Source organism: Caballeronia jiangsuensis (assembly GCF_046030135.1).
GTDB lineage: Bacteria > Pseudomonadota > Gammaproteobacteria > Burkholderiales > Burkholderiaceae > Caballeronia > Caballeronia jiangsuensis.
The window spans coordinates 19,863-42,118 of sequence record NZ_JAQQDB010000029.1 but is presented as its reverse complement, the minus strand read 5'-3'; the positions used below and the strand labels follow the sequence as shown (position 1 = coordinate 42,118).

Annotated in this window: 21 protein-coding genes and 1 tRNA gene; 17 read left to right on the top strand and 5 right to left on the bottom strand. The window is 61.8% G+C overall.

What is annotated here, in order from left to right:
• Positions 1–45: 45 nt before the first annotated feature.
• Entirely contained in the window at positions 46–462 is a 417-nt protein-coding gene (locus PQR08_RS26490; RefSeq protein WP_250486312.1) for a DUF4279 domain-containing protein, read from the bottom strand.
• A 12-nt stretch (positions 463–474) separates the two neighbouring features.
• On the bottom strand, positions 475–1,224 hold the full coding sequence (locus tag PQR08_RS26485) for a hypothetical protein (RefSeq protein ID WP_250486311.1): 750 nt from the start codon (positions 1,222–1,224) through the stop codon (positions 475–477).
• A 506-nt stretch (positions 1,225–1,730) separates the two neighbouring features.
• On the opposite strand from PQR08_RS26485, the gene PQR08_RS26480 reads away from it, so the two are divergent.
• The 11 genes from PQR08_RS26480 to PQR08_RS26430 all read left to right on the top strand — a co-directional run bounded on the left by PQR08_RS26480 (position 1,731) and on the right by PQR08_RS26430 (position 11,073).
• On the top strand, positions 1,731–2,780 hold the full coding sequence (locus tag PQR08_RS26480) for a DUF475 domain-containing protein (RefSeq protein WP_250486310.1): 1,050 nt from the start codon (positions 1,731–1,733) through the stop codon (positions 2,778–2,780).
• A gap of 45 nt (positions 2,781–2,825) precedes the next feature.
• Positions 2,826–3,404: a TerD family protein gene (locus PQR08_RS26475; RefSeq protein ID WP_238212044.1), complete on the top strand. Its 579-nt coding sequence runs from the start codon at positions 2,826–2,828 to the stop codon at positions 3,402–3,404.
• A 40-nt stretch (positions 3,405–3,444) separates the two neighbouring features.
• A complete protein-coding gene (locus PQR08_RS26470; RefSeq protein WP_187607096.1) occupies positions 3,445–4,080 on the top strand; it encodes a vWA domain-containing protein in 636 nt (211 codons plus the stop codon).
• Between the two features lie 12 nt (positions 4,081–4,092).
• Entirely contained in the window at positions 4,093–4,734 is a 642-nt protein-coding gene (locus tag PQR08_RS26465) for a TerD family protein (protein WP_238212045.1), read from the top strand.
• A gap of 21 nt (positions 4,735–4,755) precedes the next feature.
• Positions 4,756–5,394 (top strand): VWA domain-containing protein, encoded by a 639-nt coding sequence (locus PQR08_RS26460; RefSeq protein ID WP_250486309.1) that lies wholly within the window; start codon positions 4,756–4,758, stop codon positions 5,392–5,394.
• Between the two features lie 103 nt (positions 5,395–5,497).
• Entirely contained in the window at positions 5,498–5,968 is a 471-nt protein-coding gene (locus PQR08_RS26455; RefSeq protein ID WP_250486308.1) for a VWA domain-containing protein, read from the top strand.
• Positions 5,969–5,976: 8 nt separating this feature from the next.
• A complete protein-coding gene (locus PQR08_RS26450; RefSeq protein WP_250486307.1) occupies positions 5,977–6,546 on the top strand; it encodes a TerY-C metal binding domain-containing protein in 570 nt (189 codons plus the stop codon).
• Positions 6,547–6,550: 4 nt separating this feature from the next.
• Complete coding sequence (locus PQR08_RS26445; RefSeq protein ID WP_250486306.1) at positions 6,551–8,335, top strand: PP2C family serine/threonine-protein phosphatase; 1,785 nt, start codon at positions 6,551–6,553, stop codon at positions 8,333–8,335.
• A 79-nt stretch (positions 8,336–8,414) separates the two neighbouring features.
• On the top strand, positions 8,415–9,914 hold the full coding sequence (locus PQR08_RS26440; protein WP_250486305.1) for a helix-hairpin-helix domain-containing protein: 1,500 nt from the start codon (positions 8,415–8,417) through the stop codon (positions 9,912–9,914).
• Positions 9,914–10,516 (top strand): HAD-IB family hydrolase, encoded by a 603-nt coding sequence (locus PQR08_RS26435; protein WP_250486304.1) that lies wholly within the window; start codon positions 9,914–9,916, stop codon positions 10,514–10,516. The genes PQR08_RS26440 and PQR08_RS26435 overlap by 1 nt, the downstream gene beginning before the upstream one ends.
• Positions 10,517–10,545: 29 nt before the next feature.
• Positions 10,546–11,073, top strand: a complete 528-nt coding sequence (locus PQR08_RS26430; protein ID WP_408162850.1) for a DUF805 domain-containing protein — start codon at positions 10,546–10,548, stop codon at positions 11,071–11,073.
• Between the two features lie 148 nt (positions 11,074–11,221).
• Here the strand turns inward: PQR08_RS26430 and PQR08_RS26425 are convergent.
• Positions 11,222–11,306, bottom strand: a tRNA-Leu gene (locus PQR08_RS26425).
• 144 nt (positions 11,307–11,450) lie between these two features.
• Between PQR08_RS26425 and PQR08_RS26420 the strand changes: the two genes are divergently transcribed.
• A complete protein-coding gene (locus tag PQR08_RS26420; protein ID WP_250486303.1) occupies positions 11,451–12,653 on the top strand; it encodes a mechanosensitive ion channel family protein in 1,203 nt (400 codons plus the stop codon).
• Here the strand turns inward: PQR08_RS26420 and PQR08_RS26415 are convergent.
• On the bottom strand, positions 12,648–13,622 hold the full coding sequence (locus PQR08_RS26415) for a LysR family transcriptional regulator (RefSeq protein ID WP_250486302.1): 975 nt from the start codon (positions 13,620–13,622) through the stop codon (positions 12,648–12,650). The genes PQR08_RS26420 and PQR08_RS26415 overlap by 6 nt on opposite strands.
• 95 nt (positions 13,623–13,717) lie before the next feature.
• Here PQR08_RS26415 and oye point away from each other — a divergent pair, with 95 nt between their 5' ends.
• Together oye and PQR08_RS26405 are read left to right on the top strand one after the other, a co-directional pair.
• Complete coding sequence (gene oye / locus PQR08_RS26410) at positions 13,718–15,745, top strand: oxidoreductase (protein WP_284509145.1); 2,028 nt, start codon at positions 13,718–13,720, stop codon at positions 15,743–15,745.
• A 63-nt stretch (positions 15,746–15,808) separates the two neighbouring features.
• Positions 15,809–17,386, top strand: coding sequence for an ABC transporter substrate-binding protein (locus PQR08_RS26405; protein WP_250486300.1), 1,578 nt, complete (start codon positions 15,809–15,811; stop codon positions 17,384–17,386).
• A 33-nt stretch (positions 17,387–17,419) separates the two neighbouring features.
• Here the strand turns inward: PQR08_RS26405 and PQR08_RS26400 are convergent, their stop codons facing one another.
• The gene (locus tag PQR08_RS26400) at positions 17,420–18,292 is read right to left on the bottom strand and encodes a GNAT family N-acetyltransferase (RefSeq protein ID WP_250486299.1); all 873 of its coding nucleotides are present in this window, start codon (positions 18,290–18,292) and stop codon (positions 17,420–17,422) included.
• Positions 18,293–18,539: 247 nt separating this feature from the next.
• On the opposite strand from PQR08_RS26400, the gene PQR08_RS26395 reads away from it, so the two are divergent.
• The 3 genes from PQR08_RS26395 to PQR08_RS26385 all read left to right on the top strand — a co-directional run bounded on the left by PQR08_RS26395 (position 18,540) and on the right by PQR08_RS26385 (position 22,199).
• The gene (locus PQR08_RS26395; RefSeq protein ID WP_250486351.1) at positions 18,540–20,018 is read left to right on the top strand and encodes an aldehyde dehydrogenase family protein; all 1,479 of its coding nucleotides are present in this window, start codon (positions 18,540–18,542) and stop codon (positions 20,016–20,018) included.
• 209 nt (positions 20,019–20,227) lie between these two features.
• Positions 20,228–20,896, top strand: coding sequence for a haloacid dehalogenase type II (locus PQR08_RS26390; protein WP_062258951.1), 669 nt, complete (start codon positions 20,228–20,230; stop codon positions 20,894–20,896).
• Positions 20,897–20,924: 28 nt separating this feature from the next.
• Complete coding sequence (locus PQR08_RS26385) at positions 20,925–22,199, top strand: NAD(P)/FAD-dependent oxidoreductase (protein ID WP_250486298.1); 1,275 nt, start codon at positions 20,925–20,927, stop codon at positions 22,197–22,199.
• The last annotated feature ends 57 nt before the right edge of the window (positions 22,200–22,256 follow it).

Here is a 22,256-nt window from a genome sequence, read left to right as displayed (position 1 = left end):
GCAGATGACCTGCGCGACGCGCGCCCGCTGAAATTGAGGATCCGCCTACCGATACTCGTCAATCTCGATGGTGCCGCCCAACGACTCCATTATGGTGCGGATATCGTCGGGCACGTCGGGCACGCGGTCCCCTGCCTCGTTCACCCAATAGCAAAAAAAGCGCATCTTTGCTCCGACACTTTCGATATGCGCTTTAAGGTCCGATCGCGGCAGTTCCAGCACCCGCACAAGATAACGCAGATGAGGCGCCAACTGATCGCTTCGAACCGCCTTTTCGCTGTCAATACCCCACACCCCTGTCCGCCGTGCGAAGGTGCGGCCTTGTCCTGTCCAGTCCTTAAGCGGCTCCCCCTTCGTTACGGCCACATCCGGCTGTACGCCGAAGTACTGTGTCCACCAGTCCGGCGTGACGCGATCGCCTGTTATCGTGAAACTCGCAGACGCAAGTGCGTGACTAGTCATTGTCGCCCCCGGTTAATTGCCGTAGTCGTGCAAGTTGTCGATGTGTTCGCCATCGAGCGACACGTCGCCGTTCTTTTCGAATTCAAGGTCATCCTTTGGCCCGACGCCGTTGACTCTCTTGAATCTGTGAATCATTTCGCGGAACGTAGAGCTGTCATAGCCCAGCATTTTCGCCGCGTATCGCTCATTCGTTGTCCCCGCCAGTTCTTCTAAATCACCATCCGGTATATCGGGCTGATAGTCGAACGTCTGCGCATCATCAAGCAATGAGCCGCCCTGGTCCGAGTCGCCACCGACATCGGGTAGCAGGTCGCCGGGCTTGGCGAGCCAAGCCGCCATGCAATCGTCCGCGAAAAGTCGTGGTTGAAGCGGGCGGTCATAGTATGAGCCTGTGCGTGCTATGCGCGGTGCGTTCTTGAAGAGTTGCGACGGGGTGAAAGTGGCTGCGCGCGGCTTGGGCGCATCGCCGTCGCGTCCGCCACGCAGTCCGTTGTTTGGCGGGTCCGGAATCGTCACCACTTCGCCTAGTTCGAAGGCGCGTTGCACTTTCCGGCGCACTTTTGAGGGGTCGGCCTCGTCAATGTTCAGAAGTTCTTTCAGCTTCGACATGAACGCCTTATCGCGCATCCATTCGAACGAGCCAGCGAGAAACGCTTGCCCGCTTTTTTCGGCGCGGTGCTCCTCGGCCCCGCTGGTGAAATGAACGTCGCGCCGCCTACGCAGTGTCAGTGACCGGTTCGCCAGCCGAATTTCTTGGATCAACTTCTGCCTCTCTTTCTGTTTAAGAGGGAGGGTATTGATAGCATGGCTAATCGATCCAGCTTTCACTCCTGCACACAAAGACACATTAATCGAAGCGAAACCTGATAGAACGGGCGCGGCTATTGGCGCAAACGGTTGAAATCCAAACCAGATAACGCGAATATTAATGTTTTCAGTACTTCTTATAAACTATCTGAAATTAAATAGTGTCAAAGATAGTCGCTAGTTGCGTTGATCCAACGTTCAGGTCCCCGCCCAGCAGTGCAATTTACAATCCCTTTTCTATATGTAACCATCCGCTGAAAATGAGAATGATGGTGGTTGCTGATGAGAGGCGACAATCCTGAGGCGTATAAATGTTCAGTATGTCCGTCTCATCTGCTGCCGTGAGCGGAATTTGAGTGCGCGTGCAGATAATGCATAGTTATGCGAACAGAATCGCATGCGTTAGAAGAAGCCAATGAGACAACTCGTCGGCTCATAAAAAAACATCCAAGGTACTCCCGATGCGTTACTTTCGTTACTCGATCCTCTTCACTCTCGTTTGCGTGATCTCAGGCTTCCTATGGGGCGAGTCATCGACGGGCAATGGTATTGCAGCCGTCGCGCTGGTGTTGTTGCTGGGCGTGATGGAGATCAGCCTGTCGTTCGACAACGCAGTGGTCAACGCAGCGATCCTGAAGGATATGGACCCGAAGTGGCGCCAGCTTTTTCTGACCGTCGGCATTCTCGTTGCGGTGTTCGGCATGCGCCTGTTGTTCCCGATTCTCGTCGTCGCCGTGGCAACAGGTCAGGGCTTGCTCAGCGTCGCGCAAATGGCGCTGGAAGCGCCCGACCAGTACTCCGCCTATCTCGCGGGCGCTCACACTGGCATCGCGGCGTTCGGCGGCATCTTTCTGTTCCTGGTCTTCGCGTCGTTTCTTTTCGATGACGAGAAAGAACTTCACTGGCTCGGCGCGATGGAAGCGAAGCTCGCTGGCCTTGGCAAGCTCGGCTCCACGGGCACCATCTGCGCGCTCGCCATCCTTCTGCTGATCCAGGCGCTCTTTCCCCTCGACACGCCGTCGCGCATCTCCGTCATGGTCGGCGGCGTCGGCGGCATCTTCCTGTATGCGCTCGTCGATAGCCTTGGTGTCTTCTTCGAAGACGACGAGCAGGCCGACGCCGCAGGCCGCGTCGCGAAGCGATCGGGCGTCATGGGCTTCCTCTACCTCGAAGTGCTCGATGCATCGTTCTCGTTCGACGGTGTGATCGGCGCGTTCGCCATCACCCGCGATGTGGTGATCATCATGCTCGGCCTCGCGGTCGGCGCCATGTTTGTGCGTTCGCTGACCGTCTATCTGGTCGAGAAAGGCACGCTCGATGAATACGTGTTCCTCGAGCACGGCGCGCACTACGCGATCGGCGCGCTCGCCCTCATCATGCTCGGCAGCATCGTCTGGCACGTCAGCGAAGTGGTGACCGGTTTCATTGGCGTGGCGTTCATCGCGGCGGCCATGACGTCGTCGCTGATTCACCGTAAGAACAATTCACGTCCGAACGCCGAAGCGAACTGACGCGCTCATCCTTCAACCTCCTCGTTATTGTCGCAAGGCAGAGTCATGGCAGTTTCTTTATCCAAAGGCGGCAACATCTCGTTGTCGAAGTCCGCGCCTTCGCTGTCGCGCATTCTCGTCGGTCTTGGCTGGCAAGCCCGCGTCACGGACGGCGATGACTATGATCTCGACGCCAGCGCATTCATGGTCGCCGAAAGCGGCAAAGTGCGCGGCGATGAGGACTTTATCTTCTACAACCAGCTGAGCTCGCGTTGCGGGTCCGTGGAACATACCGGCGACAACCGCACCGGCGCGGGCGCGGGCGACGACGAAGCGCTGCAGATCGACCTCACGCTCGTCCCGAATCACGTGAAGCGCGTCGTCGTGTGCGTGACCATCGACGATGCCGAAGCGCGCCGTCAGAACTTCGGCCAGGTGTCGGGCGCATTCATGCGCATCGTGAATCTCGATAACGACGTCGAAATCGCCCGCTTCGATCTGTCGGAAGACTACAGCACCGAAACGGCGATGATCTTCGGCGAAGTGTATCGCCACAACGACGAATGGAAATTCAAGGCCGTCGGCCAGGGCTACGCGGGCGGTCTCGAAGCGCTGTGCGGGCAGTTCGGCGTCCAGGTCGCGTAATCGCGATCGCCGGCGAAAAATCGAAGAATACGAGGAAGATATGAGAAGACTCCCTGTCTATCTGCTGCTGGACACGTCCGGTTCCATGAGCGGCGAGCCCATCGAGGCCCTCAAGAACGGCGTGCAGATTCTGGTCTCGACGCTGCGCCAGGATCCATACGCGCTCGAGACGGCGCATCTTTCGGTGATCACGTTCGATAGCTCGGCGCGCCAGGCCGTACCCCTGACCGAGTTGTCCGCTTTCCAGACGCCGAATCTCGCGGCAAGCGGCACGACCGCGCTGGGCGACGCGCTCGCGTTACTGGCCGCCCGTATCGATGCGGAAGTGAACAAGACCACCGCGGAAGTCAAGGGCGACTGGAAGCCGCTCGTCTTCATCATGACCGACGGCGTTCCGACCGATGACTGGGCGCGCGGCCTGCAAAAGCTGCGCAAGGTTCGCACGGGTGTGATCGTCGCGTGCGCGGCGGGTCAGGGCGCGGACACAGCTGTCCTCAAGCAAATCACCGAAGTCGTCGTCGCACTGGACACGGCGGATTCGAGCACGATCAAGGCGTTCTTCAAGTGGGTGTCGGCGTCGGTGTCGACAGGCAGCCAGAAGGTCGACCAGCAGAAGGAAGTCAGCGGTCTCGGCGATCTCCCGCCGCCGCCGCCGGAAGTCAACGTGGTGCTGTAACGGGATCATCAAATGGCAGTCACTCTAAAAAAAGGCCAGGGCGTCAGCCTGAAGAAGAACGAATACGATCTGTCGATGGTCACCATCGGGCTCGGATGGGATATCAACGAAAGCAACACCGGCATTCTCGGCAGTCTGTTCGGCAAGAAGGCGGAGGAATACGACCTCGATGTCGTCGCATTCCTTTGCCAGAAAGACGGCAAGGTCCATCATCTGGGCGAACTGAAGGAAGGCCGCCCGACACTCGTCGGCGGGGATGTCGTGTTTTTCAACAGCCTGCATCACAGGACGGGCACCATCTGGCTGACCGGCGACAATCGCACGGGTTCGGGCGATGGCGACGACGAGCAGATCATCGTCAAGCTGAACGATCTGCCCGATGTGTACGAAAAGATCGTCTTCGTCGTTCAGATCTATGAAGGCGCGAAGCGCGAGCAGAGCTTCGACAAGGTGCGTAACGCGTATATCCGCGCGGAAGACGGCAAAAGCAAGGAAATGGTGCGCTTCGACCTGTCGGGCGGCGCGGCTTTCAGCGACTGCCGCTCCATGCTGTTCGCGGAACTCAAACGCGAGACGAACGGCTGGAAGTTCGATGCGATCGGCAGCCCCGATCAGTCCGACACGTTCGTGACCTGGCTGAAGAAGTATCTCTGAGCGTAACCGGCGAGCGACATCATGAGCAGGCGGCTTCCTGTCTACATACTTCTCGACACGTCCGGTTCCATGCGCGGCGAGCCCATTCTCTCGGTGAATGTCGGCATGCAGGCGATGATCGGCGCGCTTCGGCAAGATCCCTTCGCGCTGGAGAGCGTTCACGTCTCCATCATCACCTTCGACATCGAGGCTCGCGAGTATCTGCCCCTCACGCCGCTGGATCAGGTGAGCCTCGGCGAAATCACGGCTCCCGACGCTGGTGCCACGTTCATGGGCGCAGCGCTCGAATTGCTGATCGAACGTGTCGATCGCGACGTGAAGAGGACGACCGCCGCGAGCAAGGGTGACTGGAGGCCGCTGCTCTTCGTCATGACCGATGGCAGTCCGTCGGACCTCCACGCGTTCCGTCGGGCCGTTCCGGTGATCAAGTCGCGCAACTTCGGTTCGATCATCGCGTGCGCCGCGGGACCCAAGGCGAAACAGGACGTGCTGCGAGAACTGACCGATCGCGTCGTCCTGCTCGACACGATGGACGCGTCTGCGTTTTCCGCTTTCTTCCAGTGGGTGTCGGCATCGGTCTCGGCGGGTTCGAGCAGCGCTGGAATGTCCGGTCAGGTATCGCTTCCACCGCCGCCGCCCGAAGTTCAACTCGTTCTCTGATCGCAGCCACGGATCGTCCGATGCCGCTCGCGACTGCGAGTCGTGGCGCGTCGGCCGTCCGTGATTCGCCATTGAAAACACCCTTATATTCAGGAGAGCTTCGATGCGCCGATTGCCCGTGTTCTTCGTTCTGGATTGTTCGGAATCCATGGCGGGGGACAAGATCGCAAAAATGGAGTCCGGCCTGCAATCCATCGTGCGGAACCTGCGGACCGATCCGCACGCGCTCGAAACCGTGCATGTCTCGGTGCTGGCCTTCGCCGGCGTGGCGAAGACCATCGTGCCGCTCGTCGAAGTGGTGTCGTTCTATCCGCCGAAGCTTCCGCTGGGCGCCGGCACGGCGCTGGGCGCGGCCCTGACGGCGCTCATGGACGAGATGGACCGTTCGGTGGTGCGCACGACCGCCGACAGGAAAGGCGATTGGAAACCGATCGTCTATCTCTTCACGGACGGCCGTCCCACCGACCGGTTCCGGGCCGCGATCTCGCGCTGGAACGCCGACTATGCGCACCGCGCGACGCTGATCGCGGTGGGCATCGGCGCGAACGCGGACCTGTCGGTGCTCAGGGACTGACCGAGCACGTGCTGCTATTCGATGACGCGCAAGTGGAAGCCTTCTCGAAGTTCGTGAAATGGGTCTCGTCGTCGGTGATGGCGCACAGCAAGAGTGCTGGCGATGGCGTGCAGTCCGACGCCGTGCCCATCCTGGACGAAAAGATTCTGCAGATCGTGAAAGAGGCCGTGCCCGCCGCCGACGATGCGTGCGTGACGCTGGTCGGGCGTTGCCAGAAGAGTCGAGCGCCGTATCTGATCAAGTACGACCGGGCAGCGGGCGCCGTGAACACGCGTGACTTTGCGTTCGACGTGTCGGGATATCGGCTGAGCGGCTGCTATCCGATCGGCGAGGACTACTTCCAGTGGTCCGGCACGGAAGGCGCCGAGGCCAAAGTCAACACGTCCATGCTGTACGGATCGCCGAGCTGTCCGCATTGCGGCAATGCGACGGCCTTCGCGGCATGCGCGTGCAGCAAATTGCTGTGCGTCGGCGGGCCGGGTGAAGCGCGCTGTCCGTGGTGCACGAAAAATGTCGTGTTCGGGTATGTGTCGTCTGAAGACGATGGCGGTTTCGATGTGTTGCGTGGACAGGGGTGAGCAGATGAGCATAGAAACAGCAGGGCTGAGCGTGGCTGAACTGAGAGCCAGCTATGGCCCCGTTCTGCAAGGTCTGGTCGAGGGGCTTTTCAGCAGCGACAGCAAGCACCAGATCTTTCAGCTAACTGGACTTCAGGACGGCGAGCTCGAGCGGTTCGCCGGATCGGATGACGTGTTCGAACTCTTGCGTAAGTTCGTCGGGGATCTGCGTGAATTGATCAAGAGGTCTTATCCCGATGCCGTGACTGCGCGTCCGCAAAACATCATGGTCGGGCCGCGGCAGAGCCTCGTAGTGCAACAGACGACGACGGCATCTTCTGTGGCACTCCGCATGGGTCTTGCAGTGACGCAATCCACTGCTTCTGAGGCAGCTTCGCCTGTCTTCGATTCGAACGACCTCGTGCAGATCGGCCCGTCGTCGCCGATGCCTGCCGAACTGCCGCAGAGACAGACACAGACCGACCAGACCGTCGAAGTCACGACTGCTTCCCCGCTCGGCGAACAGCGGGCGGTCGAATCGTCCGTCGTTCGAGCGGACGACAGCGCGACCAGCGATGCTTCCATCGCGACGAACGCGCCGGTACTGCCGATCTCTCGTGTTGCACCCACACCCACTTCCGCCTCGCAGCCAACCTTCGTCTTGCCCAACTGCAACGTCGGCACGGAGTACGCGGCGCGCATCAAGGGCAGAGACGCATGGGGACGGGAGCTGGAAATTGTCGATCTCAGGTTACCCGAGAACTTCGGGCTCAGCTTCGACCCGGCGACGCAGATGGCCAGTGGCGTACCCACGCTGTCCGGCGAGTACGTGCTGAACTTGCAATGGCGTTTCCCGGGATTCCCCGACGTACGGTCCGGGGAATGCCGGCTGACGTCGAATCCCGATCCACGCTCGCTGTGGAAAGTGACGGAGCCGGATAGCTCGCTGCCGTATCGGAAAAAGCATCTGGATCATCAACTGATCCGCGCGGGTTCCTTCCATATAGCCGCGGCGAGCCGGCGAGGCCGCTCGCACGAACACGGCGGCACCTTCCGCGACGACGATTTCTACGTCGCGACGACGCAGGACAACGGCTGGGCCGTGCTCATCGTCGCTGACGGCGCAGGCAGCGCCGAGTTTTCGCACGAAGGATCGCGCATTGCCGTTGAAACCGCTGGCCGCTATCTGGTCGACGGTCTCGACGGCGAGTTCGGTACGAAGCTCGGTACGCTCGTCGACGGCTGGGACGCCAACCCGGCCAACGCCAAAACGATCGGCGAGGAGTTCCACTACAGCTTCCATCGCATGGCGATGCTGGCGGTGGAGGCTATCGAGAGCGAAGCGGGCGCGCGCGGCGCACCAGTCCGGAGTTTCGCGACCACGCTCCTCGCGGCGGCTATCAGGCGCGACGGCGACAACACGTTTCTGGCCACCTTCTGGATAGGCGATGGCGCCATCGTCACTTACGCGCCGCCGGGTACCGTCAAGCCGATGGGGACACCGGATGGCGGTGAATTCGCCGGGCAGACGCGCTTCCTCGAACGCGCGACGCTGGCGGATGGATTCGCCAAGCGGGTGAGCATCGGACGTCACCAGAACATATCGTCGGTCATCTTGTTGACGGATGGCGTGTCGGACCCGTACTTCGAAACCGACAACGGACTTGCCGATTCTTCGAAATGGAACGCGCTGTGGAGCGAACTCTCGCCTCTGCTGATCGAGGAAGATCCGTCCAGAGCCCTGGCCGAATGGCTGCACTTCTTCAAACAGGGACATCACGACGATCGAACGATCGCCATGCTGTGGTGAAACGCGCGAGGGTGCCCGTATCGCCTGGGATGCCGCGCCGCGGCGGCCGGCGCGCTGAGAAAACATTGTGGGGATGGGAATGAGCAAGGTCGTCAAATGCAAGACGCTTGACGGAAAGGACGTGGAGTTCGTCGACAAGATCATCGGCTCGGGCGCTATCAAGGACGTCTACTTTTCGCCGGATAAGTCGTACGTAGTCGCTTTTTATCGCGGAAAGCAGGACGCGCAGGCGAAGGACCGTCTGCAGATGATTGCCAGCAAGTATCGTGAAGGCATCGTCAACAATGTCGGCGGCGAGTACTGGAAGAACCTGCTCTGCTGGCCGACGTCAGTGCTGGAATACGACGGAAGACTGGGCATAGTTGTTCCAGCCTATGACAAGGAGTTTTACTTCGAACACGGTTCAAAGAACGACGACACGCTTGCCATAAAGGGCAAGGAAAAGGAAGGGAAGTGGTTTGCGGCGGCGAATCTGAGGAACCGCTTTGTCGATCCACGGGAACTCGGTGACTGGCTGACACACCTCAAAATGTGTGTGCTGATGGCGCGGGCGATACGTCGGCTTCACATGGCGGGCCTTGCACATTCCGACCTTTCTTATAAGAACGTCCTCGTCAATCCCACGCGAGGCAGTGCATGCGTGATCGACGTCGATGGTCTCGTCGTGCCCGGAAAATATCCACCCGACGTCGTAGGCACGCCGGACTTCATCGCGCCTGAAGTCGTCAAGACCACGCACCTCGCGAAAGACGATCCGAAACGCAGCCTGCCACGACGCGAGACGGACCAGCACGCGCTCGCCGTATTGATCTATATGTACCTGCTATACCGTCATCCGCTACGTGGCGGCAAAGTGCATGACATGCAGGATGAACAGCGCGACGAGTCGCTCACAATGGGCGAACGCGCGTTGTTCGTGGAACATCCGACCGATTCGAGCAACCGCATACGGGTGAAGAACGTGAGGCCCACAGAGTTGCCCTGGGCCGATACGGAAAAGCTTCCCTACACGATCACCGGACCTTATCTCGCCAGTTGCTTCAAGGCCGCCTTCGTGGATGGCCTCCACGATCCGTCGAAGCGTCCATCCGCGGGCGACTGGGAAGGTGCACTGGTCAAGACCGTCGATCTGATTCAGCCATGTCAGAACGCCGCTTGCGAACAGAAGTGGTACGTCTTCGACAATTCGACGAAGCCGAAATGTCCCTTCTGCAACACACCCTTCAAGGGCAAGCTGCCGATTCTGAACCTGTACTCGTCGCGAAAGGAAGGCAATTTTCGTCCGGACAATCATCGCCTGATGGTCTGGACCAACCAATCGCTGTTCCTCTGGCACGCGAACAGTCTCATCGTGCCGAACGAACGCTTGAGCGACGATCAGAAGCCGCGCGTGGGTTACTTCGTGTTCCATCGGGACAAGTGGTGGCTCGTCAACGAACGGCTGCCCGGTCTTCGGGACGTGAGTGCCGAAGCCGATGTCCCGATCGGCGCAAAGCTCGAGATCAAGGATGGCCAGCAGATCCTTCTTGCTCGAGGCGATGGCGGCCGGCTTGCCGTCGTTCAGATGGTCGAAGCCTGATGACGATGCAGACCCTCGCGCTGTTCGACTTCGACGGCACCATCACCACCCGGGACACGTTCGCGCCATACCTGTTCAAGGCGTTCGGGAAGGTCCGCGTGAACCTCGCGTTCGCTTCGCTCGCCGTGCAGGCGCTTCAGGTCTGCTCGGGACTGTCGACGAGAGACCGGTTCAAGGAGCGCCTGCTCGCCCGTCTTTTCACCGGAGCCGATTGGGCGCGCCTCGAATCGGCCGGACGCGACCATGCGATCGATGTGACGAAGTGGTATCGGCCGGGCGCGCTGGACCGAATTCGCTGGCATCGGGAGCGCGGGCATCGGCTCATCATGGTCAGCGCATCGCTCGATCTTTATCTCGAGCACATCGCAAAGAAACTCGGTTTCGATGATCTGCTCTGCACGCAAATCGAATGCGACGGCGCGCGGGCGACCGGGCGCATGAAAGGCCTGAATTGCCGCGCGGTCGAAAAGGTGACCCGCGTCGAACAGTTACTCGGCAAGCCGCTCGCAGACTTCGAAGTCTATGCATACGGCGACAGCGCTGGCGATGCCGAGATGTTGCAGCAGGCGCGACATCGGTTCTACAAGCCCTTCCGCAACTAGGCAGGAAGTGGGGTTATCCGCGGCGGACGATGATCAAAGCGTGTCGCTCGTGGGCAAACCAATTCAAAGAACAGGCGGAGACGCCAATTCGAGGGAGAAGTGAGATGAGTATGATGAGTTGCGTTGGCTGCGGGAAGCAGCTTCACCAGACCGCGCCGAGCTGTCCCAATTGCGGCGCGCCGCAGTTATCGACGCAGGTCGTCAAGGAAGTATCATTCGAGAAGAGCGGCTTTGGCTGGTTTCTCGCGGCTCTCAAGAAATACGCCGTGTTCGGCGGTCGCGCGCGACGCAAAGAGTATTGGTTCTTCGCGTTGTTCGTGGGCATCTTCACGTTCTTCGTCGTGTTCATCGAAGAGCTGCTGGCTCTGGGCGACGCGCCGGGCACGCTTCTCAACTTCGCCCTTTTTCTTCCCAGTATCGCAGTAGGCGTGCGGCGGCTGCACGATACGGGGCGCAGCGGCTGGTGGTTGCTTCTGCCTATCGTGAACCTCGTTTTTCTGGTGCAAGACGGCCAGAAGGGCAGCAACAACTACGGTCACGACCCGAAGCGGGGCTGAGGCTTCTGGCGGCGGCAAATGGCCGGAGTAGTCTGGGGAAGAAACGCCCGGATGGCGTTATCCGGGTGGCATGGCGGGCAAAGACAGTCCGCCGCCATCGGAAGCCTCTGAGCCTGGCCGGTCGGCTTGGCGTTTCCGGAATATGATCTGGTGCCCAGGGCGGGACTCGAACCCGCACGCCTCGCGGCGCTACCCCCTCAAGATAGTGCGTCTACCAATTCCGCCACCTGGGCAAAGGGGACCGAATTGTAGCGGGAAAATCAAAAATTGCGAAGTGCCTTTTCATCCCGGCACCACTACTACAATAACCAACAGAGCAAGCGTCACGTCCGATTCGCCTGAATAATCCTCTCGCTTCGCCCACATCGGGAGCGTCCATGTTCGGCAACACCTTGCATATCGAAGTCGGACCAGACTGGGAAGTGCACGTCGCCACCGAGAGCTGGCTCGTCGCGACACTGCTGGTGGCCGCGCTGCTGCTGGCGATTCTGCTGGCGAGCGTGATCTGCTACTACGTCACGCGCTCGATCATGCTTCTGATCGTCAGCCGGCTCGCACGCAAGGAAGGGCGCAAGTGGCTGGTCGCGGCGGAGCGCCATCGGGTGTTTCACCGGCTCGCGCCGCTCGTGCCCGCGGCGATCGTCTATGCATCGGCGCCACTGCTCTCCGGTCTCACGTTCCCGATCATCCCCGCGCTCGGGCGGCCACTGGCCATTCTTGCAGCCTGCTACATGGTCTACACGCTCGTGCGCGCGGCGCTCGCGTTGCGTGACAGCATTGACGAGCGCTACAGCCATTTTCCCTCCGCGAGCGAACGGCCGATCAAGAGCTTTCTGCAAATCGCGACCATCGTCGTGTATCTGGTCGCGCTGATCGCGGTGGTGTCGCTGGTGCTGGAGCGCTCGCCGCTTTATCTGCTCACCGGGCTTTCTGCCATCACCGCGCTGCTCATCATCATCTTCCGCGACTCGCTCCTCGGCTTCGTCGCCAGCATTCAGCTTGCGGCCTACGACATGCTGCGCGTCGGCGACTGGATCGAAGTGCCGGGATATGTCGCCGATGGCATCGTGGTCGATATCGCGTTGAACACGATCAAGGTGCGCAACTTCGACAACACGATCGTCATGCTGCCGAGCCAGCTGCTTCTGACGAACAGCGTGAAGAACTGGCGCGGCATGATCGCGTCTGGCGCGCGACGTCTGCGGCACGCGATTCACTTCGACGCGGACACGATCCGCTTCCCCGACGATGCCTTGCTCGCGCGTCTGCGCGAAGCGATCGAGCGACCGCTCGCGTTGCCCGAAGGCGAGCGCCGCACGAACCTCGGTTTATACAGGCTCTATCTCAGCGGATATTTTCGTGAGCATCCGGCCGTGCGCCGTGACATGCCGCTCGTGATTCGACACGTGCAGTCGGCGATGCCCATCGTCGCGCTGGAGATCTGCGTGTTCATCGACGAGATACGTTGGGAGCGATACGAGAGTCTGCAGTCGGACATGCTCGATCATGCGTATGGCGTCGTGCCGCTCTTCGGCCTGCGCTGCTGGCAGCGCGATCGCGCGGCGCCTGCGGCCTCATGATGGCGACGGGACCGGCGACGCGGGCTCGACACGATGCTTCGGGACCGCCTTCAACGGAGCGAGCACGCGCCGCGCGTCGTCGAGTTCCTTCTTCATCTCGTCGATGAGCCATCGCGCCACCGCGCGCGTGCTCTCCGAAGGCGTCGACGAACGATATTCGAGCACGTAATTGCAGCCCGTTTCGATATAACGATCCCACGCGGGAATCACCTTGCCCTCGTTGAGCGGCGCTGCGATCGCGAGCAGCCAGCCAAGCACGACGCCCTGGCCGAGCATCGCGCATTGCACGGCGAGTCCGGGGTCCGTGTGATGCACCGCTTCGCCGATGCCCTTGTCGGAGAGCCCCGTCGCCCGATGAAAATCCGCCCATGAGAGCGTGGTTACGTCGAGATGAATGTAGGCGTGGCCTTCGGCGTTCCTCGGCGCATCGAGCAGGCCGGTCTCGGCAAGATAGTTCGGACTACAGACAGGAACGATGATCTCCGGACACAGCAAAAGCGGGTCCTTGTCCGAACCGGGACCATGCAGGCGTATGCCGACGTCCGCATCTTCGAGCGGTCCGTACAGGCGTCCTGCCATCACCTGCAAGCGCAGATTGATGCAAGGAAACGCACGGCGGAATTCGGCATAACGCGGCAGCAGCCACAGCGCGGCGAAACCGCTCGCGAGCGATAGCGTGACGATCTCGCCTTGCGCATGATCGCGCTTGAGTTCCTCGATGGTATCGCCGATCTGCCCGAAGCCGGACGCGACGGCGTGCTGCAATGTTGCACCGCGATCGGTCAGGGTTAGCCCTAGCTTCGTACGCTCGAAGAGTTTGAAGCCGAGCGCGTCTTCAAGCCGCGCCACCATGCGGCTCACCGCGACGGGCGTCACGTTGAGTTCGCCGGCAGCCTTGGTGAAGCTCAACAGCCGCGCGGATGTTTCGAATACGAGCAACGCCTGAAGCGAAGGAAGTCGCAGACTCATACAACACCATGTTATGGGGCATGCATCGATTTGTAATTTGACGGCGCATATTGACCTCCTTACCTTGAGTCCGACGTCACTTCATCTCGCAGGCCATGACTACTGCTTCGTCGGACCCGTTGCTTCAGCCGTTCACTCTCAAGCATCTCGTGCTCAGGAACCGTGTGATGAGCACGAGTCACGCAAGCCGTCTGACGCGCGACGAATTCCCGCAGGAGGTCTATCAACGGTATCACGAGGAAAAGGCGAAAGGGGGTATCGCGCTGACGATGTTCGGCGGGTCGTCGAACGTCAGCATCGACAGTCCGAACACGTTCCAGCAGATCAACGTCGGAACCGATGCCGTGGTGCCGCATCTGCGGCGCTTCTCCGATCGCATCCATACGCACGGCGCGGCGTTGATGTGCCAGATCACGCATCTCGGGCGGCGCGGCGATGCATACACGGAGCCCTGGCTGCCGATGATCGCGCCATCGCCCGTGCGCGAAACGCTGCACCGCGCCATGCCGCAGGCGATCCATGACGCGGACATCAAACGCGTGATCCGCGACTTCGGCATCGCGGCGAAGCGCTGCCGCGATGGCGGGCTCGACGGCATCGAAACACATGCGGGCGGTCATCTCATCGGTCAGTTCATGGACCCGACCGTGAACCTGCGCACCGACAAGTACGGCGGCTCGACAGCGAATCGCGTGCGCTTCGCGATCGAGGTGCACGAGGAGATTCGCAAGCAGGTGGGCGATGACTTCATCGTGGGCTTTCGCTTCGCGCTCGAAGACGGATGCAGCTTCGAGGAAGGGCTGGAGATGTCGCGCATTCTGCAGGGCACGGGTCTCTTCGATTTCTTCAACGTCACGTTCGGGCGCATGGACACGAAGATGTCGCTCGCGGTCAATTCCATGCCGGGGATGTTCGTGCCGTCCGCGCCGTGGCTGCCGAAAGCCGCCGCATTCAAGCGCGCGGTCGATCTGCCCGTGTTTCACGCAGCGAAGATCGCTGATCTCGCGACCGCGCGCTATGCGATCCGCGAAGGGCTGCTCGACATGGTCGGCATGACGCGCGCGCATATCGCGGAGCCGCATCTCGTGAAGCTCGTCGAAGCGGGCAAGGAGGATGAGGCGCGGCCGTGCGTCGGCGCATCGTTCTGCCGCAATTTCCGCGCGACGTGCATCCATAATCCGGCGACATCGCGCGAGACGTATCTCACGCATGACCTGCCCGAAGCCGCGCACAAGAAGCGCGTGCTCATCGTCGGCGCGGGACCGGCGGGCCTCGAAGCCGCACGCGTCAGCGCGACGCGCGGTCATCATGTCACCGTGCTCGAAGCGAACTCGACGGCGGGCGGACAGATGCTGCTGGCGGCGACAGGAAGCTGGCGGCGCGATCTCATCGGCATCGTCGACTGGCGCGTGTCGCAGCTCGAAAAACTCGGCGTCGATGTGCGCTACAACCACTATGCCGAGTTGAGCGATGTGCTCGATCATGGCGCGGATGTCGTCATCATCGCCACAGGCGGCCTGCCGAATCTCGATGCGTTGCCGGGCGGCGAGCTGTGCAAGTCCGTATTCGATGCGCTCACTGAAACGCCGCCGCGCGCAGGCAGCGTGCTCGTGTACGACGGCACCGGGCGGCACAACGCGTATCTGTGTGCGGAGCGTTATGTCGATGCGGGCCTCGATGTATCGCTTGCGCTCATCGACAGCATGCCGGCGCAGGAAACCGGCGGACGCGGCGACGATCAGGTGTGGATGCGCAATATCGCGCGCTGGGACGTGCCCGTGCGCACGAACATCGAGCTGATCGAGGTGAGCGCGGCCGATAACGGCAAGCGCCGCGCCGTGTTCCGTCATCACCTGACGAACGATCTCGTGGAGATGGAAGCGGATCATGTCGTGGTCGAGCGCGGCATGCTCGCGGTCGATGATCTTTTCGAAGCGACGCGCATGTATTCCGTCAACGACGGCTACACCGATCTCGAAGCGTTCGCCACGGGCAAGCCGCAGCCCGAAGCGCAAGAGGGCGAAGAAGGACAGTTCCGTCTTTACCGTATCGGCGACGCGAGCGCGTCGCGCGATATTCACACGGCCATCTACGACGCCTACCGGCTATGTCAGGCGCTGTGAAGGCCCGTTGCATCGTATTCGCCATAACATCCGCCATAACGACATGACCGAGCGAGGCTGACCATGATATTGCCGAAGGAACTCGTAGTCGCCGATCCTGGCCGCCGCAAGGCGATGAAGACGCTGGCCGCCGCGGGCGCGGCAACGCTCATCCTGCCGGGCGCATCGACACTCGCGTTCGCCGCGACGGAGCCTGCGCCGCAACGCGGCGGACGCATACGCGTGGCGCTGGCGAACCAGTCGCTGATGGATTCGCTCGATCCCGCGAAGGGCACGCATACCGGCGACTATTCGCGCGCATACATGTTCTATAGCGGCCTCACCGAACTCGACGCCGACTTCAAGACGCAGAACGCGCTTGCGGAAAAGCTCGAATCCGACGACTTCGTGAAGTGGACCGTCACGCTTCGGCCCAACGTGCATTTCCACGACGGCAAGCCATTCACCTCCGACGATGTCGTGTTCTCGCTGATGCGCCACAAGGACCCCGCGACGGCATCGAAGGCGAAGTCGATCGTGGATGGCATCAGCACCGTCAAGGCGGCCGGGCCGCTAAAGGTCGAGATCACGTTGAGCGAGCCGAACGTCGATCTTCCCGCGCTGCTCGCGATTCCGCATCTCGTGATCGTCGCCGCGAACACGACGGACTTCTCCAAAGGCAACGGCACCGGTCCGTTCACATGCAAGGAGTTCACGCCGGCGCAGCGCTGCATCGGCGCGCGCAATCCGAACTTCTGGAAGCCGGGGCTTCCGTATCTCGACGAAGTGGAGATCATCGGCATCGGCGACGATGCGGCGCGCACCAATGCGCTGCTCGCGGGCGACGTGCAGCTCATCTCGCCGCTGCCCGCACGCGATGTCGATCGCGTGAAGCAGACGGGCAAGGTGACCGTGCTCGAAAGTCCGTCGCAGCTTTATTCGGATCTCGCATTGCGGCAGGACATGCTGCCGACGAAGAGTTCGGACTTCAACGAGGGCATCAAGTATCTGCATGACCGGCAGCGCATTGTGAACGTGATGCTGCGCGGTCACGGCACGCTCGCGAACGATCATCCGGTGCCGGAGTGGCATCCGTACTTCATGAAGGGATTGCCGCAACGCACCTTCGATCCGGACAAGGCTCAGTTCCACTTCAAGAAGGCGGGCACGCCGGGCGCGCGCGCGGAGATCATCGCGCCGCCGTCGGTCGAGACCGCGCTCGATTCCGCGATGATGGTCCAGCAGGCCGCGAAGCAGGCGGGCGTCGATATCAACGTGCGCCGCGTGCCCGCCGATGGCTACTGGACGACCTACTGGATGAAGTATCCGATGACCTACGGCTCGATCCTGCCGCGTCCGACGCTCGATCTTCTCTACACGCAGTTCTTCCGTTCGAACGCGAACTGGAACGAGTCGGGGTGGAAGAACGAACAGTTCGATCAGTTGCTGGTGCAGGCGCGCCGCGAGCGCGACGAAGCGAAGCGCAAGCAGATGTACGGCGACATGCAGGGCATCATCTACGAGAAGAACAGTCTCGTGATCCCTGCGTTCATCAACTTCATCGACGCGCAAAGCTCGAACCTGCGCGGCTTGAAGGGAACGCCGTCGGGGCGCGTGATGGGTTATCGCTTCGCGGAATTCGCGTGGCTCGCGAAGGCGTGAACATCGGTTCCGCCGATGTCCACGCGCAAGCCGCTACCACACCGCCTGATTCGTCAGCGCGAACTGCGCGAGCGCTGCATCCGTGGAGGGCGCACCGTTCTTCGCCATCTGCTCGATGGTATCGACGAGCGGCAGCCCGAGCCCTTCGAGCCACGACGAAAGCCCGTATCGCAAGGGCGTATCGATGCGCACGAACATGCCCGCGTTCAGCGCGAGCCAGTAGCTGATCAACGCCTTGGCGCGGCTCTGGTCCGGCGATTCCGGCGCGATCACCGGACCGATCACGTGTCCGTCGCCGAAACGCCGGAAGAGCGCGAAGCCGATGAGTTCGCCATCGCGATCGAGTGCGATGCCGCTCGCGACGTCGAGCAATTGCGGCAGCAGCGCCGTGCGATCCAGCCCGCTCGCGCGCGAGGCCAGTCCGGCGAGACGCGGCGTGTCCTTCGCGCCGATCGGACGCAGCCGCTCGCCCGGCGGCAGCGAAACCAGCGGCGGCTGGAACGCCGCGCCCTGATGCTGATGAATCGTGTCGATGCGCGTGAAGCCTTGTTCCTCGCACAGCGGCCTGCCTTCGTTCGATGCGTGAATCAGGAGCGTGCGCGCGCCGAGCGTCGCGATCAGCCGGTCGAGCAGCCCGCGCCCGATGCCCCGCCGCTGATGTTCCGGCGACACGATGAACATGCCGAGCGTCGCGGCATGCGCGCCGAACTGAAACGCGAGCGCCGTGCCGACCAGCGCACCGGTCTGATCGACGGCGGCGAAGCCATTGCCGAGACGCGCCGCGAAGCGCCAGTCGTCCGCGCGATGCCGCCATTTGACGGATGCCGACAGCGCGTGCGCCGCGGGAATGTCGTCGAGCGTGAAAGCCCGGTATTCGACCACATCGTTATTGCTCGAGTCGGGCACGCCGGCCTCCTGACCTTGAAGACATTTACCGTGACTTTGACACCGCGCAGCGCGCATGGCTAGGACGATCTTCCTGTCCCGCGCGGTGCATGAGGCCGTGCATGTGGTGCAACGCAAAACCGCGAGTTATCGCCGCAAGAACGCGCGTGCTGTGCTGAATCGGCAATTTTGTCGGCGAAATATGCCGGCGCTCCGGACCTACGATGAAGCCATGTCAACGCAGCATCACGGAGGAGGACTCACGCATATGGACCGGTTCGATCCTGCCAGCATCGTCATCAGGAGCGGGCATTTCATCGGCGGCGAATTGATCGATGCGGGCGCGTCGCGTATCGAGGTCGCGCGGCCATCGGATGGCGTCGTGTATGCATCGGTGCCCGTCGCCGATGAAGCGATGATCGACTACGCCGTGCAGAACGCCTACAGCGCGTTCAGGCAGAGCGACTGGGCGCGCCGCGCGCCGCGAGAACGTGCGCGGGTATTGCGCCGGTTCGCCGATCTCGTCGCCGCCGATGCCGCCAATCTCGCGCCGCTCGAAGCGCTCGGCTCGACGCGCCCGGTACGCGATGCGTACAACTGGGACGTGCCGTTCACCGCCGAAAGCATCCGCTTCTATGCGGAGTTCGCCGACAAGATCGGCGGCGATGTCGCGGCGACCGATCACCGGCATCTGGGCATGACGATCGCCGAGCCGTATGGCGTGATCGGCGCAATCGCACCTTGGAATTTTCCGCTCGTGATGGGCATATGGAAGACCGCCCCCGCGCTCGCGGCGGGCAACGCGGTGGTATTGAAGCCTTCGGAGATGACGCCGTTTTCCGCGCTGCGTCTCGCCGAACTGGCACTGGAAGCAGGCGTGCCGCCGGGCATCTTCAACGTCGTGCAGGGCGATGGCCGAACGACCGGCGACGCGCTCGTGCGTCATCCGCGCATCGGCAAGGTGACCTTCACCGGATCGACGCGCACCGGCGCCGCGATCATGGCCGCGTGCGCGGAATCCGGCACGAAGCCGGTCACGCTGGAGCTGGGCGGCAAGAGCCCGCAGATCGTGTTCGCCGATGCCCCGCGCATCGATGAAGTGGCGCGGCGCATCGCGGGTTCGATCACGGGCAATGCCGGACAAGTGTGCGTCGCGGGTTCGCGGCTGCTCGTGCAGCGCGCAATCGCCGGCGAACTGACCGATCGTATCGCGCAGGCCTTCGGCGAACTCAAGGCGGGCGCGACATGGGCAGCGGGCACGACCTTGCCGCCGATCATCTCCGAGCCGCAGGCGCAGCGCATCGATGCGATCGTTCAGCGCGGCATCGCGGGCGGCGCGAGCCTGCGTTGCGGCGGCAGGCGCGCGGATGCGGCGACGCCCGGAGCGTTCTATTCGCCGACCCTGCTGTGCGATGTCACGCAGGACAACGACGCCGTGCGCAACGAAATCTTCGGCCCGGTGCTCACCGTGCAGTCTTTCGATACGGAAGAAGAAGCGCTCGAACTCGCGGCGCATCCGGAATACGGCCTCGCCGCGGGCGTGCATACGGCGGATATCGGCCGGGCGCTGCGCATGGTGCGCGGCATCGAAGCGGGCACCGTATGGGTGAATCGCTATGGCCGCACGAGCGACTTCGTGCTGCCGACGGGCGGCTACAAGCGCTCGGGCATCGGCAAGGATCTCGGGCGGCAGGCTTATGAAGCGAATCTGCGCTTCAAGAGCGTGCTGATCGATACGGAAGGATGACGCGCACAGAACACGCACGATCGTGCGAAAGGAACGCCGCATTTTCTGCTGCGGCGATGCCTCAAAACGCATGACTTGTATCGCCGCGAGGCACGCATTCGACGCGCTCAGTCATTTTTGCACTGTTTAAATTTTCCTCAACACATCGCTGTTGCTTGTTTTCACCACTGAACTCCCGGACGGGTTCATCACACGACAGGACTGACACCATGATCGATTTCGAGCCGAAGTACATCACGTTCGACTGCTACGGCACGCTGACGAAATTCCGCATGGCCGATATGGCCCGCGAGATGTACGCCGACCGTCTGCAGGGCGACGACCTCGAACAATTCGTCAAGTTCTTCGCGGGCTATCGCCGCGACGAAGTGCTCGGCGCGTGGAAGCCGTATCGCGACGTGATCGTCAATTCGGTGCGCCGCGCATGTGAGCGCATGAACGTCGAATTCAACGAAGCCGAAGCCGAAAAGTATTACCTCGCCGTGCCGACGTGGGGCCCGCATCCGGACGTGCCGGAAGGCCTTTCGCGGCTCGCCACGAAATACAAGCTCGTGATTCTGTCGAACGCATCGAACGATCAGATCCAGAGCAACGTCGACAAGCTGGGCGCGCCGTTCCATCGCGTGTTCACGGCGCAGCAGGCGCAGTCGTACAAGCCGCGCATGCAGGGCTTCGAATACATGTTCGACCAGTTGAACTGCAATCCGGAAGACGTGCTGCACGTGTCGTCGAGCCTGCGCTACGACCTGATGACCGCGCACGACATGGGCATCAAGCACAAGGCGTTCGTTAAGCGCGGCCATGAGCCGGGCACGCCGTACTACGAGTATTACGAAGTGGACACCATCGGCGATCTCGCCACGCAACTCGGTCTGTAAAACAAGCCACTTCACGCGAGCAATGCCGATGAAACTCGACTCCTACTGGCTCGACACCGCGCCCGCGATGATCTCGACGTGCGAAGGCCCGGCGGACGGCCTGGCCGATGTCGCCGTGATCGGCGGCGGGTTCACGGGTTTGTCGGCGGCGCTCGCGTTGGGCAAACGCGGCGCGAGCGTCGTCGTGCTCGATGCCGGGCGCATGGGCGGCGGCGCATCGGGGCGTAACGGCGGCCAGTGCAACACGGGCGTCGCGCAGGACTATGCGGCGCTGCGCGCGCAACTCGGCGTCGAGCGCGCGCAAGGCTGTTATCGCGCGTATGCGGCGGCGGTGGATACCGTCGAGCGTCTGATCCGCGAAGAAAACATCGATTGCGACTATCTCGCTTCGGGCAAGCTCAAGCTCGCCGCGAAGCCGCATCATCTCGAACATATCGCGAAGACCGCCGAGCTGATCCGGCGTGAAGTCGATCCCGACATCGATCTGCTCGATCGCGAGCAGGTCCGCAACGAAGTGCAGTCCGATGCCTTTCACGGCGGCCTGCTGCAACGTCATGGCGGGCAGATGCATATGGGCAAGTTCGCCGACGGACTTGCAAAAGCAGCAGTGAAGCAAGGCGCGCGTCTCTATGAGCACGCCGAAGTCACCGCGATCACGAAGGAAGGTTCCGGGTATCGCATCGATTCGAAGCGCGGCACCTTGCACGCGAAGCAGGTGCTGATCGCAACAGGCCCTTCGAAACACGGCCCGTTCTCGTGGTATCGGCGCAGGCTCGCGCCAGTCGGCTCGTTCATCATCGTGACGGAGCCCTTGCCCGAGGATCGGCTGCAAGAACTGCTGCCGAACCGGCGCTCGTACACGACGAGCCGCCTGATGCACAACTATTTTCGCGTCACGCCCGATGCGCGTCTGCTGCTCGGCGGGCGCGCACGTTTCACCGCGTCCGAACGTCCATCGGATGCGAAGAGCGGACGCATTCTGCAGGCGAATCTCGCGTCGATCTTCCCGAGCCTGGCCAATGTGGGCATCGACTATTGCTGGGGCGGTCTCGTCGATATCACCGCGGATCGTCTGCCGCGCGCGGGCCAGCACGACGGCATCTATTTCTCGATGGGCTACAGCGGCCACGGCACGCAGATGTCGACGCACATGGGCCAGATCATGGCCGACGTGATGAACGGCAACGCCGATGCGAACCCGTGGCGCGATTTCGACTGGCCCGCGATTCCGGGCCATACGGGCAAGCCCTGGTTCTTGCCGCTCGTCGGCGCGTATTACTCGATCAAAGACGTGTTCTATTGAAGCATCGAAGCAAACACAGGCGGTCCATATCCAATAAGCAAGCCGCCGGACATTCAC